We start from the raw sequence: 16,517 nt of genomic DNA on the forward strand, positions 1-16,517 counted from the left end.
TCGGTGAACACGGCCAGGCCGGTGTGCTTGGAGCCGGGGTCGATACCGACCTGCACGCCTGCCACGGTGGAATCGGCCACCGACCGGTCCTTGAGGCGGATGACGAACGGAGTGTGACGGGCCACGACCGCCCGCCCGGCCGCCAGCAGGCGGCGGGCACGGGCAGGGTGGCAGGGGTCAAGCGGGTGGCCGCGCCTGTCGAGGACGAACACGGCCGGGTGAACCTCACGGTTCGCTCCCTCAGGCGCCGAGGCGCCCTCGGGGTGACGCCGGTCCGGCGGTGCGGCCGAACCGATCTCCCCTCGCCCAGGTTCCATGCCGGTGCCCGGCGTCGCCGGGAGTCCGTGAGCCGTTTCGTGCCCACCCTCGGGCGTGTCTGCTCCCACGGATTCCAGAGCGGCAGGCTGAGGAAGCACCTGCCGGTGGGTCTGCTCACCTACATGAAACGTAGCCATCTGGATCACACCTCCAGTTCGTGATGGCCAGGGCTGGTCAACGCGGGGCTTGTAAAGCGCATCGCTGCACCTCAAGCCCTCTCCTTCAGGAGGGGGTCGTTGACCTGCTCAGACAGCCGGGTTCCGAATATGTCTGTGCAGCATCGCATTACTAGGCTACGGTCAGTAGTCGAACAAATTCGGTTCGTATTCAACGGTTCAGGTGAAACTGTCGGTGAAACCGAGGTGACTCCCATGCCGCAGGCCAAGGTGCTCGATCCCACCACGTCACCGGTCGCCTTCTTCGGCTTCGAACTCCGCCGATATCGCCAGGAGGCAGGTCTGTCCCAGGAAAAGCTGGCCAAGCTGATCGGATACTCGCTCGGCACGGTCTCCATGGTCGAGACCGGCCGCCGCCCGCCGACCGAGGACTTCGTCAGACGATGCGACGAGGCCCTCGGCGCCGGAGGGGCGCTCATCCGGATCAAGGAGATGATCGACAACGTCGCAGCCCAACTACCGGCCTGGTTCCGCCCCTGGGTGGAGATCGAGCAAGAAGCCGACACTCTCCGCACCTGGCAGCCGCTCGTCGTGCCAGGTCTACTCCAGACGGAAGATTACGCTCGCTCCATCCTCAATGGTTTCCCCCGCGCCTCAGCGGAGTGGGTGGAGAAAAACGTGGCCATGAGGGTAGACCGTCAGCGGATCCTGGAGAGGGATGATCCTCCTATGCTCTGGACGATCCTGGACGAAGGCATTCTGGGACGTCTTATCGGCAATAGGTCGATCATGGCCGCACAACTCGATCATCTTTTGGAGATGGCGCAGCGTCCTTGTGTCACTATCCAGGTTCTCCCCTTCAAGGCAGCGAGCACGACGGGCCTTCTAGGGGGATTCTTCATCGCGCAGTCCAAAGGACTGGTCAACACGATTTACATGGAATCAGCCGGACAAGGGCAGGTATCCGATCGGCCGGTCGACGTGGCGAACATCGTGACTGACTATGAGGCGATCAGAGCTGAAGCCCTCCCCCAGAGCATGTCACTGGAGCTAATCGGAAAGATGAGGGAGCAATGGATCAGGAACTGAACGAGGCCGTCTGGGTGAAGTCGCCGTTCTCCGGTCCCAATGGCGGTGAATGTGTGGAGGTCGCGAAGCTGTCCGGTGGCCGGGTCGGTGTCCGTGACAGTAAGGATCGGTCGGGTCCGGCGTTGGTGTTCACCCCGGCCGAGTGGGCGGCGTTCACCCGCTGGGTCCGCACCGACGACACCGTCTAGCTCCACGACGCTCCGCAACACGTCAGGCCCTCGCATCCAGATGCGGGGGCCTGCCTGTCATGTGTCTCTAGCCGGACCTGTGCGGATCAGGTGTCGAAGGCCCCGCCCGCCACGGCGCTGATCACGACGATCGCCGGCCCCAACCCGGCTCCCAGTGGCTCGCAAGGGCGGCTTCCTAGCGTCCGCCCCGTAGGAGTGATCATCGGGGACGAGCGGGGCGGGACGCGTGGACATGAGGTTGTTGCTGGGGCTCGACGGGCCGGATCTGTCCGCGTTGGCGCGGGCCGTCGTGGGCGTGTTCGGGCCGGGGCGGCCGCCCGACGCGAAGTTCTCCGTGGGCTTCGCGGACGAGGTGCCCGGTGCGGACTGGTTGGAGCGCTTCGCCGCCCGCCAGGAGAAAGGGGCGGAGAGCGCCGTCGGGTGGAACGGTGACGGCGAGCCCTTCGCCTTCAACATCGGTAACGCCATCGTGAAGGCGGGGCGTGACGGCGACTGGACCGCGGAGTCGCTGCTGGAGGTTCTGGAGGTGCTGCCCTTCGCCGTGGCCTCCATCGGAGGCGTCCATCAGTGGACCGGCAACGGCGGCTTCGCCGATCTCCACTACGGCCACGGGTGGGCGTGTGCGTTCCGGGGGAAAGGCCATGACCGCCTGCTGTCGGGGCGGTGGCTGGAGTACGGCCCGTGGCGGCTCCTCACCCGTGGGGACATCACGCTGGTGCAGTTCCACGACCTGGCCGCCGACTCCGAGACCGCGCGGCGGCAGGCCTGGCCGGGACACGAACTTCTCACGGCGGGGATCGGCTACCTGTCGCCGCCGCCCGGCGTGGCACGGCGCCACCTGCGGTCGAGGTTGCGCGGCCGGTACGACGTCGACACGCGGACCCTGCGGATCGTCGTGCGCGGTCGCGCCGTGCACGACGCCGAGATGCGCGACGCCCGCCTGGCCGTACTCGAAGGCTCCGGTGACCCGCCGATCGCCGGAGTCGCGTACGTGTTCATGGAGGAGGTGGTGGCCCGCGCGCACCTGCACAGGCTCTGGCTGCACGAGCTGGAGTGCTGGGCGATCGTCCACGGCCGTGAGGTCCGCCTTGACGAGGACTACCGGCCCGCGCGCACCCCGCCGCAATGGGCGCTGGCACTGGCCTGACGCCGTCCCGCGAGGTGTCGATCTTCCAGAAAGGTCGCCACGTAAGGGATGTGCCAAAAATGGGATGGATTGTGTATATTTTCCGTTGCTAGCTCTTGCTTGAAGGAGGATTTATCGTGGCGGCTCTTCCGCGGGTACTGTTCGACGAGGCTCACAGCGAGTCGTGGACCATCCGGCGGGACGTGGCCGAGACGATGAATCCCGGCCACCCCGACGACAGCGGCTACGTGCGCGCCGCCGAGCTGCTGCGTCGGCTGGGGCACACCGTGGACGCGCACACCGAGGGGCCGCTCACCCCGGCCCTGCTGAGCGCGCGGGACGTGCTGGTGATCGCGCACCCCGCGGACGGGCGCTGGGAGCGGACCACCGGGCTGGGCAGCCCGATCCTGCCGGTCGAGGAGCTGGACGCGATCGAGGAGTACGTCGCGGGCGGCGGCGGGCTGGTCGTGCTGGCCGAGTACGAGCAGGAGAAGTACGGCAGCAATCTCACCGAGCTGCTCGCGCGCTTCGGCGTCGGGGTCGAGCACACCCTCGTCCACGACCCGCGAAGCGCCCACAACGGCGTGGCCGCCTGGGTCATGGGCACCGCGCGAAAGGTCGACGTCGCGGGCCAGGACCTGCTGGCCGGGGTGCGGAGCGCCTGCTTCTACCGGGCCGGGGTGCTCACCGCCCCCGAGGACGCGGCGGTGCTGTTCGAGACCTCGCCCACCGCGACCCCCGCGGGCCGCCCGCTGGCGGTGGCCCTGCGGCACGGCGAGGGCCGCGTGGTGGTCGTCGCCGACTCCGACCTGTTCGGCGACGACTCGATCGGCGACCACGACCACGCCGCGCTCTGGGGCAACCTCGTCACCTGGGTCGCCCGCGTCCCCGACCCGGCCGCGACCAGGGAGTCCGAGGCCCGCGCCCTTTTCGAGGACCTGAAGCGGTCGATCGAGGAACTGCGGCCGATGCAGGCCAAGGACGGCTCGGTGGAGGGGGACCAGGCCAGGGCCGCCGAGCTGGTCGCCGAGATCGCCGGGCAGGTCGAGCGGCTCGCGCCGCGCTTCCCGCACGACGCCGACTACCTGGCAGCCGTGGTCGCCGACCTGCGCAAGTGGGCGGACCAGGGCCTGGGCGTGCCGGACTTCCTCGACTCGCTGGACGCCTTCCACCCCGACGCCCAGCGGGTGGACGGTCTGGAGCACCTCGTGCTCTTCCCGATGTACACCCAGAACGGCAGCACCTCCCGGCTCATCGAGGCCGTGTGGATCCGGACGATCTGGCCGGATTGGCTGGCCGAGCTGGAGCGGACCCGCTACGACAACCCGATGTTCGTGCCGATCGCCTTCGAGGACTTCACCTCCGGCTACGACACCAACTCCGCGGTGCTCTTCCCGGAGACCGTCGCGGTCAGGAAGACCCCGGCCCGCTTCACCTGGGGCGGCATCTTCGCCGACCGCGAGGCAGCCAGGTTCCGCGCGGTGAGCGGGGCGGCGGCGGACACGCTCAAGCTGGCGCTGCCGCCGGACGCGGCCAGGCTGATCGCCTCCCAGGAGCTGGCCCAGGACACCTTCGTGCTCTGGGACCTGATCCACGACCGCACGCACAGCCACGGCGACCTGCCGTTCGACCCGTTCATGATCAAGCAGCGGATGCCGTACTGGCTGTACTCCCTGGAGGAGCTGCGCTGTGACCTGACCGCGTTCGGCGAGGCGGTGAAGCTGGAGCAGGAGGGCGTGCCGCACGCCCGCTACGTCCAGCTCGCGGTGCTCTTCGACCGGCTGTTCCGCTTCCCGATCACCGGTGACCGGGTCCGCAACTACGACGGCCTGGGCGGGCAGCTGCTCTTCGCCTACCTACACCGCAACGACATCGTCAGGTGGACCGACAACCGGCTGAGCGTCGACTGGGACCGGCTCGCCGACGGCGTGGCCGATCTGCGAAGCGAGGTGGAGAAGCTCTACCGGGACGGCATCGACCGCTCCAAGCTGGCCCACTGGCTGGCCGCCCACCAGCTGGTCGCCGCCTACGTCGAGCCGCACCCCGCCTCGGTCTGGGCCCGGGGGGTGGAGGCCCTCCCCGTTGAGGGGTTCCCCAAGGCCGTGGTCGACGCGGTGCTGCCCGACGAGTTCCCGCTGAGCATGTTCTACGAGGCCCTGCGCCGTAAGCTCACCGATGTCATCGACTCCACGAAGGGCATCCGAGCATGATCATCCTTGTCACCGGCGCGGCCGGTCCCGCCGGTCAGGCCGTCGTCCGCAGGTTCACCGGCCAGGGGCACACGGTGATCGGCGTCGACAAGAGCGGTGCCGACGGAACCCTGGCGGTCGACCTGCTCGATTTCGACGCGGTCAAGGGGCTGGCACGGGAGGTGGCGGCCGAACACGGCCGCGTGGACGGGATCGTGCACCTGGTCGGCGGCTGGCGCGGGTCCAAGACCTTCGCCGAGACGTCGCTGGAGGACTGGGCGCTCCTGCACGACCTGCTGATCCGCACCCTGCAGCACGTCACACTCGCCTTCGAGCCGCTGCTCAAGGCCAGTGAGCGCGGCCGGTTCGCCATCGTCTCGGCCAAGACGGCCGCCCGCCCGGGCCAGGGCGACGCGGTGTACGGCACCGCCAAGGCCGCCGCCGAGGCGTGGACCCTGGCCTTCGCCGACGCGCTGAAGGACACCGCCTCCACCGCGAACATCCTGGTGGTCAAGGCGCTCGTGCACGACGGCATGCGCGCGGCCGCCCCGGAGCGGAGGTTCCCCGGCTTCACCGACGTCGACGACCTCGCCGAGGCGGTCGACAGGCTCTGGGAGACCGACGCCAACGGCACCCGGATCGACCTCACCGAGAGGTGACCCGTACCGCGGCCAGGAAGAAGTACGACGGCGCCCGGGCGCCGAGCAAGGGGAAACAGCACGTGACGGACGCCATCCGCAGGCACGACCCGCTGGTGAAGGGCTTCGCCAGCGACAACTACGCCGGGGTGCACCCGGAGATCCTCCAGGCGATCGCGCTCGCCAACGGGGGACACCAGACCGCGTACGGCGACGACGTCTACACCGAGGCGCTGCAGGAGATCTTCAAGAGGCACTTCGGTCCCACGGCCGAGGCCTGGCCGATGTTCAACGGCACCGGTGCCAACGTGGTCGCGCTCCGCTCGATGACCGCCCACTGGGAGGCGGTGGTCTGCGCGGAGTCGGCGCACATCCACACCGACGAGGGCGGCGCCCCCGAGCGGTCGGCGGGGCTCAAGCTGCTGCCGGTCGCCACCCCCGACGGCAAGCTCACGCCCGAGCTGATCGACAGGCAGGCGTGGGGCTTCGGCGACGAGCACCGGGCCCAGCCCAGGGTCGTGTCGATCACGCAGACCACCGAGCTGGGCACGCTCTACACGCCGGAGGAGATCAGGGCGATCTGCGACCACGCCCATGATCTCGGCATGGTCGTCCACCTGGACGGCGCCCGCGCCACCAACGCCGCCGCCGCGCTGGACGTGCCGCTGCGCGCGTTCACCACCGACGTGGGCGTGGACGTGCTCTCCTTCGGCGGTACCAAGGCCGGCCTGATGTTCGGCGAGGCGATCGTGGTGCTCAACCCCGACGCCGTCCGCGGCCTGCGCTACCTGCGCAAGAGCGCCATGCAGCTCGCCTCCAAGATGCGGTTCGTCTCGGCGCAGTTCGAGGCGCTGCTCGCGGGCGACCTGTGGCTGCGCAACGCCCGCAACGCCAACGCGATGGCCCGGCGGCTCGCCGAGGCGGTGCGGGACGTGCCCGGCGTGGAGATCCCGCGTCCGGTGCAGGCCAACGCGGTCTTCGCGATCCTGCCCGGGGACGTGACCGAGCGCCTGCAGAAGCGATTCCGGTTCTACACCTGGAACGAGGCCACCGGCGAGGTGCGCTGGATGACCGCGTTCGACACCACCGAGGCCGACGTGGACGCGTTCGCCGCCGCGGTGGCGCAGGAGGTGGGCACCGCCTGACCGCGGTGGTCGGGGATCCGAGGGAGCGCCTATACTCCCGGGTATGAGCAAGCACAGTCTGGGTCTGTGGCGGGCCGCTGAGAGGCGGATCCGCTAGCCAGTCCCGACTGCGCACAGAAACGGCCGCCGTTCACCGGCGGTCGTTCTCGTTCTCCCGTACGGCCGGTGCTCGGCGGTCCTCCCTTCCACAAGGAGTGACCATGACAAAGCGCGTCTTCACCGCCTTCAAACCGACCGGCCACCTCACGCTGGGCAACCTGCTGGGCGCGATCGTGCCCGCGGTACGGCTCCAGGACGAGGCCGACTGCGTCTACGCCGTCGCGGACCTGCACGCCCTGACGATCAAGCACGACCCGGAGCGGCTCCGCGCGAACACCCGCGAGGCGGCGACCCTGCTGCTCGCCTGCGGCCTTGATCGCTCTCTCCTCTACATCCAGTCCCAGGTGCCCGCGCACACCGAACTGGCCTACCTGCTGGAGAGCACCGCCCACTACGGCGAGATGCGGCGGATGATCCAGTTCAAGGAGAAGTCGGCCGCGCAGGAGGAGGTGCGGCTCTCACTGCTCACCTACCCCGCGCTGATGGCCGCCGACATCCTGCTGCACCGGGTGGACGTCGTGCCCGTGGGGGAGGACCAGCGCCAGCACGTGGAACTGACCAGGGACCTGGCCCTGCGGTTCAACCGGCTGTACGGCGAGGTCTTCACGGTGCCCGAGGCGGTGCACCCGCGGGTCGCCGCCAGGATCATGGACCTGAGCGATCCCACCTCGAAGATGGGCAAGTCGGATGGCTCGGCTGCGGGAACCGTCTATCTGCTCGACCGGCCCGACGACATCCGGCGCAAGGTCATGCGGGCGGTGACCGACTCCGGCACCGAGGTCCGCCACGACCCGGTGGGCAAGCCCGGCGTCTCCAACCTGCTCGCCCTGCTCGCCGCCTGCTCGGACCGGCCGGTCGAGTCGTTCTCCTACGGGTCGTACGGCGCGCTCAAGCGGGATGTGGCCGAGGCGGTGGTGGAGCGGCTGCGGCCCGTCCAGGAGCGCTACGCCGAGCTCTCGGCGGACCAGGCCGAGCTGTCGCGGCTCCTGTCGGACGGGGCGGCGCTGGCCACCCGGCGCACCGCCGGCCTGCTGGCCGAGGCCCGGCAGGCCATCGGCCTGCCATGAAGGCGGCCTGAAACCGGGTCTCACCTGCCGGGTTCGGCCGCGTCCCGGGGCCCGGCGGGCGGGGCTTCCCGCGCCCGGGGCGCGGTGGACCGGATCCGCCACACCGGCGGGCCGGACTCAGTTCTTCTGGCCCGTCTCGTGCTCGTACGCGGTCAACTGCTGTTCGAGGGCCTTCATCAGCTCGAAGACCTGGCTCGGAGGGATGCGGATCCGGCTGACGATCCGGGTCGGCACACTCACGAAGTGATGCCCCGAGGAGGGGTCGTTGGCCAGTTGGGGCGGCCTGGTGATCACCGCGAAGTCCAGGACGAACCCATCCTGGGTGTGCCACACGGAGGCGAAATTGGCGTACTGCCCCATTTCTACCTCGGCGGAGATGCTCACCTCCAGGCGGTTCTCCGGCTCGTCGTTCACCATTCTCTTTCCTCCGGCCAGGTTGACTCCATGTTGCCCTGGCCGGAGACCGGCCACACAGGGACGCGCCGACGCTATTAAAGGATGGAAGGCAGCCGCTGGGCGCCGCGCTGCCGCAACATGTCGGTCATCAATTCGATCTCGCCTGTCTGGCCGTCGACGATGTGCTGCGCCATGGTGGCCACCTCGTCGCGGTCGGACAGTTTCAGCAGCCCCCGGCCCATCTGCACGCCGCCCTCGTGATGGCGGATCATGAGCTGCAGGAAGAGGATCTCCTGGTCCTTGCCTGTGGCCTCCCGGAGCCTTTTGAGCTCGTCGTCGCCGGCCATACCGGGCATCGCGGCGGAGGCGCCCGGCGTTACAGAGTGGCCGCCGTGACCGGACATCCACGCCATGACCGGCCGCTCCGTCGACTGGTTCAACCCCCACTGCTGCAGCCAGCCCATGAAGATGCCGCGCTGGGCCGTCTGGGTGACGATGATGTCGTAGGCCAGCTGCCGGAGCGCCTCGTCCTCGCTCCCGTCCCTGGCGATGAAGGACATCTCGACGGCCTGGGCATGGTGGACCGACATGTCGCGGGCGAATCCCGCCTCTGGTGAGGCGTCGGTCGGGGATGCCGTCCTGCCCACGACGAACAGCAGCGTGACCGCCACGACCAGGCAGCCGAGCAGGACGCCGAGCGCCACGCCGCGCCTGGACTTCGCACTGTCTTTCACCGGAGTCTCCATTGCCTGCCCAGCGTACCCACTGCTGCGAATCGTCGCTCTATCACGTGTTATGAGCCCTTTATTCTCCACATACGCCGGTAGGGCATAGGGTGACCGGAGTTGTTTGCTGGCTGGAGGGTTGATGACCAAGGAAAAGGCGCAGGCGAGGCGGGAGCACCTTGCCCGGATGCGTGCGGAGCAGCAACGCAAGGAGCGTAGAACGGCCTTCCTGATGTGGGGTGCCGGAGGCCTCGTCATCGTTCTGCTCGTCGGGCTCGTCGCCTTCTACATGGTCAACGAGCGGGCCACGACCTCGCTGGACAGCGTTGTCAGCGCGAAGTACGTCGGCAGCCAGCACACCCAGACCAAGGTGACGTACAAGGAGAATCCGCCGCTCGGCGGCGAGCACCACCCGTCCTGGCAGAACTGCGGCATCTACGACCAGCCGATCAACAACGAGAACGCCGTCCACTCCATGGAGCACGGCGCCGTGTGGATCACCTACCGGCCCGACCTGCCCAAGGCCGAGCTGGACAGGCTCAAGGAGCTGGCGTCCAAGGACTACATGCTGCTGAGCCCGTACCCGGGGCTGCCCACCAAGGTCGTGGCCAGCTCCTGGAACAAGCAGCTCAAGCTGGACAGCGCGGAGGACCCGCGGCTGCCCAAGTTCATCACCAAGTACAAGAACGGCCCGGACACCCCCGAGCTCGGCGCGTCCTGCAGCGGAGCCGTGGGCACCACCACCGCCGAGGCGCCCATCCCGGAGACCGCGCCGTCCGCGGCGCCCGACCAGAGCGGCGCCCCGGCCACCGACGCCCCGGCCACGCACACTCCGGCACCCAGCGCCACCCCGGCGTCCTGACCGGGTCCTTGGTCCGGCTCGGTCCCCGCTAGGCCCGCAACGCCCACTCCAGGGGCACCGCCTCCAGCCCGTGAGCCTCGGCCACGGGCCGGTTGGTCAGGTGCCCCTCGTGTGTGTTCAGGCCCCGTGCCAGCGCGGGGTCGTCCCGGAGGGCTCCCCGCCAGCCCAGTTCGGCGATCGCGAGGGCGTAGGGGACCGTCACGTTGGTCAGGGCGTACGTCGAGGTGTGCGGGACCGCGCCCGGCATGTTGGCCACGCAGTAGAACACCGAGTCGTGCACCCGGTAGGTCGGATCGTCATGGGTGGTGGGCCGGGAGTCCTCGAAGCAGCCGCCCTGGTCGATGGAGATGTCCACCAGGACCGAACCGGGCCTCATCCGCGAGACCAGGTCGTTGTCGACCAGCTTGGGGGTTCTCGCGCCCGCGACCAGCACCGCGCCGATGACCAGATCCGCGTCCAGCACCGCCCGTTCGATCTCGTACGCGGTGGAGGCGACGGTCCTGCAGTGACCCCTGTAGATCATGTCCGCCTGGCGGAGCCGGTCGATGTCGCGGTCCAGCAGCAGCACCTCCGCCTGCATGCCCAGCGCGATGACCGCGGCGTTCATACCGGCGACCCCGGCACCGATCACGACCACGCCGGCCGCGTGCACCCCGGACACCCCGCCCATCAGCACGCCTCGCCCGCCGCCCTGGCGCATCAGGTGATAGGCGCCCACCTGCGGGGCGAGCCGTCCGGCCACCTCCGACATGGGGGCCAGCAGAGGCAGGGAGCCGTCCGCTTTCTGCACCGTCTCGTAGGCGATGCCGGTGATCCCCGATTCGAGCATGGCCCGGGTGCAGGCCGGCGACGCGGCCAGGTGCAGGTAGGTGAAGAGCACCTGGCCCTTGCGCATCCGGTGGTACTCCTCGGCGACGGGCTCCTTGACCTTCAGGACCAGGTCGCCCTCCGCCCACACGTCGTCCGCGGAGTCCAGGATGGTCGCGCCCGCGCGTCGGAAGTCGGCGTCGGGAATGGCGGACCCCACCCCGGCGTCCTTCTCGACGAAGACCTCGTGGCCGTGCCGGACGAGCTCATGGGCTCCGGCGGGAGTCAGGGCCACACGGTACTCGCGATTCTTGACCTCGCGGGGAACAGAGATCTTCACGGCTCCTCCAGGGTGGGCACGTGTCCTCTTCCTCACGTGCGTTCCCCGAAAGTGAGTAATCACGCGCAAGGTGGCAGGAAAGGGGCGGCGCCGGTGGCATACCGTCAGCGGTTCGCCGACGCCCGGCCGGTCGGTATCCGTCCTGACTTGCGGGGTTACCGGCTTCCGGTGCTGATCGATAGGCTCGCCGCGAACAGATGCGAGGAATACGGGGATATGACGATGGGGATGCACGCGGGGCCGGGTGGGCCGCCCGTACCGCAGGGACCTCCAGCAGGGGCTGACGAGCCCGCCGGCGCGTCATGGGGACCCTCGTCCTCCTACGACGCCTTCACGCCGCCCGAGCGTCCCGGCGCCTCAGCCGGACGCCACGCCCGCGGCCCCCGGGAACCGGGCACCGGGACTCCCGGTGAACCGAGGCCCGACGGCCCCGATCGGGGTGGTTCCGGCCCCGCCGGTTTTGGTCCCGCCGATCCAAGGTCCGGCGATCCCGGCTCCGAAGGCCCGGGGCCCGGTGGTCAGGACCCCGGTGACCCGAGGTTCGCCGGCCCAGGTCAGGGCGGGCAGGGTCAGGGCGGGCAGGGTCCGGATGCGCAGGGACAGGCTGGTCACGGGGCTGCCGGCCAGGGGCCAGGCGGCCAGGGGCCGGGTGTTCCGGGGCCGGGTGCTCCGGGAGTGGGCGTGCCCGCAGCGGGGGCCCCGGGAGCGGGCGTGCCGGCCCCCGGCGGCAGGCAGGGCGGGGGGTTGCCGCCGAGCGGGGCGCCGGGGGTGCCCCAGGCGAGCCGGGTCACGACCGCGATCCTGGTGTCCACCCTGGTCGTCGTCGTGCTGATCACCGGCGTGCTCGGCACCATCGCGGTGCTCATGACCCGCAACCCCGACATGCCGCTCGGCGCCAAGCCGCCCAGCAGGCTGGTGGTTCCCATCCACTTCGCCCCGGTGACCGAGGCGAAGGCCGGAGCCTGCACGCTTCCGGAGACCTACCCCGACGACCTCGGGCAGAACTGCTACTCGGTCGCCGCCGGGGTCACCGTGAACGCCGTGCGGAAGATCGAGGCGATCCAGGAGAAGAACGGCACCTACTCGGTCAGGATCGCTTTCGCGCCCACCTTCCGCGAGCAGATCACCGACCTGACCGAGGAGGTGGTCAAGGAGGACGACCCGGTCAGGCAGCAGATCGCGATCGTGGTGGGGGAGAAGGTGGTGGCGGCCCCCCGGGTCGCCCAGGCGATCACCGCCGACAGCCTGAGCATCGCCGGCTCCTTCACCAAGGAACAGGCGGACGCGATGGTCGTCCGGCTGCTCGGCTCAAGCGGCATCGGCACCGAGCCGACCACCGACCCCCAGCCGAACGACACCTCGGTCTTCACCCCGCCGGCCGATCCGTCCACGAACCCGCAGCCCGACCAGCCGGTGAACCCGTCGAACAACGGCGTCCCGGACACGACCGCGACGAACCCGCCGGGGACCGACGGAACAGGGACCAACGGAACAGGGACCAACGGAACAGGGACCGATGGGGCAGGGACCAACCCCGCCACCCGGAACACCTCTCCGGCCACGTCGGGCGACGGAGACCTCGACCCCAGGTACGCCACCTGCAAGGAGGCGAACGACAACGGATACGGCCCCTACCACAAGGGGATCCACCAGGAGTACGACTGGTACATCGACGGGAACAAGAACGGTATCGCCTGCGAGCTGAACGACAGGTCCTGAGCGCGACCCCGTGCGATCCGGACCGGCTCAGAAGAACAGCGTCCCGATGCCGTCGACGCCGAAGTAGATCGCGAAGATCAGGCTGACCACCCAGAGCAGCCACGGGATCCTCCCGGCCCGGCCGAGGGCCGCCTGGATGACGGTGTAGGAGATCACGCCCGCGCCCACCCCGTTGGTGATGCTGTAGGTGAACGGCATCAGCACGATCGTCAGGAACGCCGGGATCGCGATGGCCAGGTCCTCCCAGGGCACGTTCCTGACCTGGGTCATCATCAGCGCGCCCACCAGGACCAGCGCGGGCGCCGCCGCGGCGGCGGGGACGACGGTGGCGAGCGGTGTGAAGAGCAGGGTGAGCGAGAACAGGGCGCCGGTGACGACGGCCGCCAGGCCGGTCCTGGCTCCCTCCCCGACCCCGGCCGCCGACTCCACGAACACCGTGTTCGCCGAGGAGCTCGTGAGACCCCCGATCGCCGCGGACACGCCGTCCACGGTGAGGATCGCCCCCAGCCGGGGCACCCGGCCCTGCTCGTCCACCAGGCCCGCCTCGTCGCTCACCCCGATGATGGTGCCCATCGCGTCGAAGAACCCCGACAGTACGAGCGTGAACAGCACGATGGTGGCGGTCAGCGCACCGGCGCGGGCGAATCCGCCGAACAGGTCCACCTGGCCGACCAGTCCGAAGTCGGGTGCCCCGACCACCGCTTCCGGCATCCGGGGGATCACCACACCCCAGAGCTCCGGCGGGACCGTGGTGAAGGTGTTGACCACGACGGCGAGCACAGCGGTGATCACGATGCCGATCAGGATGGCGCCCTGGACCTTGCGCACGAAAAGGGCGATCACCACCAGCAGCCCCAGGCAGAACAGCGCCACCGGCCAGCCCGTCAGGCGCCCGGTGGTGCCGAGCTGGACCGGCGATCCCGTACCCCTGCCGACGAAACCCGCGTCCACCAGCCCGATCAGCGTGATGAACATCCCGATACCCACGCTGATCGCGTGTTTCAGTGCCAGCGGGATGGAGTTCATGATGAGCTGCCGCAACCCGGACACGGCCAGCAGCACGATCACCAGCCCCTCCAGCACGACCAGCCCCATCGCCTGGGCCCACGTCATGTGCGGTGCGGCCTGGTAGGCGACCACCGCGTTCAGCCCGAGTCCGGTCGCGACCCCGAGCGGCGCGTTGCCGATCACTCCCATGAGCAGCGTGCTCACCGCCGCCGCGAGGATCGTCGACGTGGTCAGCTGATGGGTCGACAGCTTGGCCCCCGTGACGTCCGTCGCCCCGCCCAGGATGATCGGGTTCAGCAGGATGACGTACGCCATCGCCATGAAGGTGGTTATCCCACCCCGGACCTCGCGGCCGACCGTCGTCCCCCTGGCCGAGAGCTCGAAGAAGCGATCCATGGTCTCCCCTCCGGAGGCGGAGGGGATGAGCGGTTCCTACCCGTTCAAAGCGATGTCATGGGGGCGAATGGGCACCCGGGGCAGCGGCAGGCCGGTCGCGGCCCGTACGGCGGCGGCCACCGCGGGGGTGGCCGAGAGGGTGGGGGGCTCGCCCGCGCCGCGCAGGCCGTAGGGGGCGTGCGGGTCCGGGTTCTCCATGATCGACACCCGCATCGGCGGCATGTCGAGGATGGTGGGGATCAGGTAGTCGGTGAACGAGGGGTTTCGCACCACCCCGTCCTGGACCTGGATCTCCTCCATGAGCGCCAGCCCCAGCCCCTGGGCGGAACCGCCGTGGATCTGGCCCTCCAGCGCCAGCGGGTTCATGATCCGGCCCACGTCCTGGACCGCGGCCAGCTCCACCACCTTGACCAGGCCGAGTTCCACGTCCACGTCCACGACCGCGCGGTGCACGCACAGCGCGAGCTGGGTGTGGGAGTCGCCCTGCCCGGTGAGGGGGTCCAGCGGGAAGGTGGGCCGGTGCCGGTACTCCCTGGTCTCCTCCACGGCCCCGGCCACCTCCAGGGCCCGTACCAGCGACGATCCGTCGGCCCGCAGCTTGTCCAGCCGCTCCCGCACGGCCTGGCAGGCCGCCCTGACCGCGCCGCCGGTGACGTAGGACTGGCGGGACGCCGACGAGGACCCGGCCGACCCGACGGAGGTGTCCGCCCGCGCGACCGTCACCGTGTCGATCTCCAGTTCGGTCCTGGCGATCTGCTCCTGGACCATCAGCAGACCCTGTCCCACCTCGGCCGCGGCCGTGTGCACCAGGACGTGCGGTTCCCCGCCGATCAGCTCCACCCGTACCCTGGCGGTCGAGTGGTCGTCGAAGCCCTCGGAGAAGCAGATGTTCTTGATACCCACGCCGTAGCCGACCCCGCGCCGCACGCCCTCGCCGTGGGTGGTCTGTGAGATGCCGCCCGGCATGTTCAGCAGGTCCGCCCCGCCCGCGTCGTCCGAGGCGTCCTCCGAGGCGGTGGGGGTGGCGGGCAGCGGCATCGCGGCGAGTTCGGCGAGCATCTCGGCCAGCGGCGCGGGTGAGTCGATCACCTGCCCGGTGGCCAGCCTCGACCCCTCGGAGACCGCGTTGCGGATCCTGACCTCGACGGGGGAGATCCCGCACGCCTCGGCCAGCCTGTCCATCTGCGACTCGTAGGCGTAGCAGGCCTGCACCGCGCCGAAACCGCGCATCGCCCCGCAGGGCGGGTTGTTGGTGTAGACGCCGTAGGCGTCGATCCACACGTTGTCCACCTCGTAGGGGCCGACCCCCAGCGAGGCCGCGTTGCCGACCACGGCCGGGGAGGTGGAGCAGTAGGCGCCGCCGTCCAGCAGGATCTCCGCTTTGACGTACAGCAGCCTGCCCTCGCGGGTGGCACCGTGCTCATAGCGCATCCGGGCCGGGTGCCGGTGGACGTGGCCGTAGAAGGACTCCTCGCGGTTGTAGACGATCTTCACGGGACGGCCCGTGCGTAGGGCCAGCATGCACGCGTGGACCTGCATGGACAGATCCTCACGGGCGCCGAACGCGCCGCCCACCCCGGCCAGCGAGAGCCGCACCTTCTCCTCGGGCAGTCCCAGGCACGGCGCGATCTGCCTCTGGTCGGCGTGCAGCCACTGGGTGGCGATGTACAGGTCCACCCCGCCGTCCTCGGCGGGCACGGCCAGCCCGGACTCCGGGCCGAGGAAGGCCTGGTCCTGCATGCCGACCTCGTACTCGCCGGTGACGACCACGGGGGCCTCGAACACCGAACCGACCCGGATCGGCTGGTGGCGCAGCACGTTGCCCCCGTCCTGGACGGCGGGGCAGGAGGCGTCGAAGGCGGCCCGGCGTGGGTCGGTGACGGCCTCGCGGACCTCGTACTCCACGACGACGGCCGCGGCCGCCCGCCTGGCGCGCTCGGGGTGGTCGGCGGCGACCAGCGCGACCGGCTCGCCCTGGTAGCGGACCTGGTCGACGGCGAGCACCGGCTGGTCCCTGTGCTCCAGTCCGTAGAACTTCTCGCCGGGCACGTCCTCGTGGGTGAGCACCGCGTACACGCCGGGCATGGCCAGCGCGGGGCCGACGTCGATCGAGCGGATCCACGCCGACGGGTGCGGACTGCGCAGGGTGACCCCCCAGATCATGTCCGCCAGATACAGGTCGGAGGAGTAGGCGAACTCGCCCGTGACCTTCAGCGTCCCGTCGGGACGCAGGACGCTCTCGCCGATGCCCAGGCTCTGCCGCGTTTCGATGCCGCTCACTCCGGTAGT

General features: G+C 69.8%; 16 protein-coding genes. 9 read left to right on the forward strand and 7 right to left on the reverse strand.

From position 1 onward, the window contains the following. Positions 1-212, reverse strand: a 212-nt coding sequence (locus AB0K21_RS31225; RefSeq protein WP_364155273.1) for an RRXRR domain-containing protein, incomplete at its 3' end; no start/stop codon positions are given. Between the two features lie 477 nt (positions 213-689). On the opposite strand from AB0K21_RS31225, the gene AB0K21_RS31230 reads away from it, so the two are divergent. The 7 genes from AB0K21_RS31230 (at position 690) to trpS (ending at position 7,975) form a co-directional block, all read left to right on the forward strand. Beyond that, positions 690-1,523, forward strand: a complete 834-nt coding sequence (locus AB0K21_RS31230; RefSeq protein WP_364155275.1) for a helix-turn-helix transcriptional regulator — start codon at positions 690-692, stop codon at positions 1,521-1,523. Beyond that, positions 1,508-1,711, forward strand: a complete 204-nt coding sequence (locus AB0K21_RS31235; RefSeq protein WP_364155277.1) for a DUF397 domain-containing protein — start codon at positions 1,508-1,510, stop codon at positions 1,709-1,711. Before AB0K21_RS31230 ends, AB0K21_RS31235 begins: the two co-directional genes overlap by 16 nt. A 232-nt stretch (positions 1,712-1,943) precedes the next feature. After that, positions 1,944-2,858, forward strand: a complete 915-nt coding sequence (locus tag AB0K21_RS31240; protein ID WP_364155279.1) for a hypothetical protein — start codon at positions 1,944-1,946, stop codon at positions 2,856-2,858. A 116-nt stretch (positions 2,859-2,974) separates the two neighbouring features. After that, positions 2,975-5,047: a DUF6421 family protein gene (locus tag AB0K21_RS31245; protein ID WP_364155281.1), complete on the forward strand. Its 2,073-nt coding sequence runs from the start codon at positions 2,975-2,977 to the stop codon at positions 5,045-5,047. Further along, complete coding sequence (locus AB0K21_RS31250) at positions 5,044-5,685, forward strand: SDR family NAD(P)-dependent oxidoreductase (protein ID WP_364155283.1); 642 nt, start codon at positions 5,044-5,046, stop codon at positions 5,683-5,685. The genes AB0K21_RS31245 and AB0K21_RS31250 overlap by 4 nt, the downstream gene beginning before the upstream one ends. Positions 5,686-5,747: 62 nt before the next feature. Further along, entirely contained in the window at positions 5,748-6,809 is a 1,062-nt protein-coding gene (locus AB0K21_RS31255; protein WP_343964136.1) for a low specificity L-threonine aldolase, read from the forward strand. A 200-nt stretch (positions 6,810-7,009) separates the two neighbouring features. Next, positions 7,010-7,975, forward strand: a complete 966-nt coding sequence (gene trpS / locus AB0K21_RS31260; protein WP_343963987.1) for a tryptophan--tRNA ligase — start codon at positions 7,010-7,012, stop codon at positions 7,973-7,975. 117 nt (positions 7,976-8,092) lie between these two features. On the opposite strand, the gene AB0K21_RS31265 is transcribed toward trpS, so the two are convergent. Both AB0K21_RS31265 and AB0K21_RS31270 read right to left on the reverse strand, forming a co-directional pair. Further along, positions 8,093-8,392 (reverse strand): DUF3467 domain-containing protein, encoded by a 300-nt coding sequence (locus tag AB0K21_RS31265; protein WP_030921269.1) that lies wholly within the window; start codon positions 8,390-8,392, stop codon positions 8,093-8,095. Positions 8,393-8,466: 74 nt separating this feature from the next. After that, positions 8,467-9,105, reverse strand: a complete 639-nt coding sequence (locus AB0K21_RS31270) for a DUF305 domain-containing protein (RefSeq protein ID WP_343963985.1) — start codon at positions 9,103-9,105, stop codon at positions 8,467-8,469. Positions 9,106-9,238: 133 nt separating this feature from the next. Between AB0K21_RS31270 and AB0K21_RS31275 the strand changes: the two genes are divergently transcribed. Further along, on the forward strand, positions 9,239-9,958 hold the full coding sequence (locus AB0K21_RS31275; RefSeq protein WP_343963983.1) for a DUF3105 domain-containing protein: 720 nt from the start codon (positions 9,239-9,241) through the stop codon (positions 9,956-9,958). 28 nt (positions 9,959-9,986) lie between these two features. On the opposite strand, the gene ald is transcribed toward AB0K21_RS31275, so the two are convergent. Then, positions 9,987-11,105, reverse strand: a complete 1,119-nt coding sequence (ald, locus tag AB0K21_RS31280) for an alanine dehydrogenase (RefSeq protein WP_364155286.1) — start codon at positions 11,103-11,105, stop codon at positions 9,987-9,989. A 357-nt stretch (positions 11,106-11,462) separates the two neighbouring features. Further along, positions 11,463-11,717 (reverse strand): hypothetical protein, encoded by a 255-nt coding sequence (locus AB0K21_RS31285; RefSeq protein WP_364155288.1) that lies wholly within the window; start codon positions 11,715-11,717, stop codon positions 11,463-11,465. 69 nt (positions 11,718-11,786) lie between these two features. Between AB0K21_RS31285 and AB0K21_RS31290 the strand changes: the two genes are divergently transcribed. Continuing rightward, positions 11,787-12,824, forward strand: coding sequence for an excalibur calcium-binding domain-containing protein (locus AB0K21_RS31290; protein WP_364155290.1), 1,038 nt, complete (start codon positions 11,787-11,789; stop codon positions 12,822-12,824). A 27-nt stretch (positions 12,825-12,851) separates the two neighbouring features. Here the strand turns inward: AB0K21_RS31290 and AB0K21_RS31295 are convergent, their stop codons facing one another. Together AB0K21_RS31295 and AB0K21_RS31300 are read right to left on the reverse strand one after the other, a co-directional pair. Beyond that, on the reverse strand, positions 12,852-14,228 hold the full coding sequence (locus AB0K21_RS31295; protein WP_364155292.1) for an NCS2 family permease: 1,377 nt from the start codon (positions 14,226-14,228) through the stop codon (positions 12,852-12,854). 36 nt (positions 14,229-14,264) lie between these two features. Continuing rightward, a complete protein-coding gene (locus AB0K21_RS31300; protein WP_364155294.1) occupies positions 14,265-16,508 on the reverse strand; it encodes a molybdopterin cofactor-binding domain-containing protein in 2,244 nt (747 codons plus the stop codon). Positions 16,509-16,517 lie beyond the last annotated feature (9 nt).

The organism is Streptosporangium sp. NPDC049248 (assembly GCF_040678965.1).
Classification (GTDB): domain Bacteria; phylum Actinomycetota; class Actinomycetes; order Streptosporangiales; family Streptosporangiaceae; genus Streptosporangium; species Streptosporangium fukuiense.